The organism is Nocardia asiatica NBRC 100129 (assembly GCF_000308415.1).
GTDB lineage: Bacteria > Actinomycetota > Actinomycetes > Mycobacteriales > Mycobacteriaceae > Nocardia > Nocardia asiatica.
This window is the reverse complement of sequence record NZ_BAFS01000334.1, coordinates 1-582: the sequence shown is the minus strand read 5'-3', so window position 1 is coordinate 582 and position 582 is coordinate 1. Positions and strand designations below refer to the sequence as shown.

Sequence of the window (582 nt, the reverse complement as noted above, 5' to 3'; positions counted from 1 at the left end):
TGCGCCGGGAAGTCTGGTCGGCATGTCGTATCCGCCGACCTTGGAAGGGCTTCCATGTCCACTGCAGCGGCGTTGTCCGCGCGCGCCATCGATACCCGCGCGGCCGTCTCGATCGAGCATTTGTCCAAGCGTTTCGGCCGCACCGTCGCGGTCGATGACCTCACTCTCACTGTCGCGGCGGGTGAGGTGTTCGGATTCCTGGGGCCGAACGGGGCGGGGAAGTCGACCACCATCCGGCTGCTTCTGGGGCTGATCCGGCCCACCGCCGGCGCCGCGCGGGTGTTCGGCACCGACGCCGCCGATGTGCGAGGTGCGCATCGCCACCTCGCCTACGTGCCCGCCGACGTGGCCCTGTGGCCGTCGTTGACCGGCGCCGAGACACTCGAGCTGCTCGCTCGGGTGGGTACGGGCGCCGACTTGGCGTATCGCGCCGAGCTGATCGACCGCTTCGCCCTCGATGTGGACAAACCCGCCAAGACCTACTCGACCGGTAACAGGCAGAAAGTCGCTTTGGTCGCGGCGTTCGCTTCCCGGGCGCCGCTGCTGGTCCTCGACGAGCCGACCAGCGGGCTGGACCCGTTG

At 69.1% G+C, this 582-nt stretch carries 1 protein-coding gene; it reads left to right on the top strand.

The window, feature by feature from the left end:
• Positions 1-54: 54 nt before the first annotated feature.
• Positions 55-582 (top strand): ABC transporter ATP-binding protein (locus ON27_RS29260; protein WP_043734737.1); only part of this gene is annotated, 528 nt, incomplete at its 3' end.